The sequence below is a fragment of the Rhizobium redzepovicii genome (assembly GCF_019793435.1).
Lineage (GTDB): Bacteria > Pseudomonadota > Alphaproteobacteria > Rhizobiales > Rhizobiaceae > Rhizobium > Rhizobium redzepovicii.
Window position 1 is genome coordinate 1 of record NZ_JAILYH010000052.1, and the last position, 1,361, is coordinate 1,361.

Annotated in this window: 2 pseudogenes; both read left to right on the plus strand. The window is 59.1% G+C overall.

From position 1 onward, the window contains the following. Positions 1 to 249 precede the first annotated feature (249 nt). Positions 250 to 471: pseudogene (locus K6N12_RS33490) on the plus strand (hypothetical protein); the annotation flags it as partial. A gap of 514 nt (positions 472 to 985) precedes the next feature. Then, positions 986 to 1,361 (plus strand): annotated as a pseudogene (locus K6N12_RS33495) (Ulp1 family isopeptidase); the annotation flags it as partial.

The window sequence follows — 1,361 nt, forward strand, 5'->3', positions numbered from 1 at the left end:
TCTGAGGTGTAGACAGATACGGATGCGGGAAGAGCCTCGGGTGCGAAGGATGCTGGCGCGGTCGCTGAAGTGCTTAGTGCCGTCTATGACGGCCTACCCTTTGCGGGTTCTACTATGGCTTCAGGCCCGGACGAAACCCGCCCATGGCGCCGGATGCATTTCATACGGCGATCATGAACCAACGTGTGAGTTGGGTGCTCGATGCCGACCCCGTATCCTGCAACTATCAAACTATGCCTGCGGGCGGGTGCCGCGGTGGACCGACTTGTTCATCACGCAACGATCTTCGAAATGAACGTCGAAAGCTATCGACGACGTTCCGCCATGGAGGCCAAACGCCAGCGCGGCAGGCCAGCCTCATTCGCGACAATCAAAGGCACCGCACAGTTTGTCGCGGAGCGGCAATCAGACCACGATGAAGCTCTTGCCAGCGACAATCAACATGATAACTTCATCCCGACCGCGACATAAGAATCTCATCCAGATTGTCGCGCGCGTCTCATCCTGATCGCCGCGCCATAGGTCGCATAACTATCAAGCGCGCAACGGGTTCTGTCAGCAGCTACACCGCATATGGTTCCGTTGCCTGAGGCGGCGAAATCAGAAAGGCCGGCGGATGGATTGGTTGGAACCGGAAATCCTGACGGCACCCTTCACGCTGCATGTCCCACATATCACTCGAACTGCTTAAATGAAGGCCAATTCTAGCGGGCTCCGCATGGCAAGCGGCAAGCTGGCGAGCCTCTCAAGCCATGTGCCGGCCTGATGGTCGAGTGCAGACGATTGTCGGCAAGCCGTCGCCATATGGTGTTCGGCCATGCCTTGGGGGCATGATTGGATCTGGCTTTAGCATGCTGGGCGGCGGTCGGCAGGCATTAGGATTGAGGTTCCAAATTTGATTTCCGGAGGACCGGCATCGATGTACCCAAGACGGAACCAGCCGCGCGATGACGATTCTCGCGAAGTAAGTGGGTGGATCGAAGGCGTGACCGGAGCTTTCGATACGGACGCCTGGATCGACGACTACTATTCAGAGAGCCGAGACCTGGAACAGGATCCGAGCGACTTGCGCCTCGGTTCGCACGACAGTGACGCCGGCGACCGTGTGCCGCGTCGCAGATCCGTGGGCGGTTCGATGCGAGTGACGCCGCAGTCGCTGGCGCCGGAGAGGGGTTCGGGGCAGCAAGACGTCGATGCCGCAACGGAGACTCACGTGGTCTCAACTAAGGTTCGAAAGCGTGGTCGCCCCGCCGACCGAGACATGCATCCTGATGACGAGACCCGTATCAACCAGTTCGCGGAAGCAGTCCGAAACTACGAAATTCTACCCGACGGTAGCGTCGGCCGAGGGGACGGAAGGG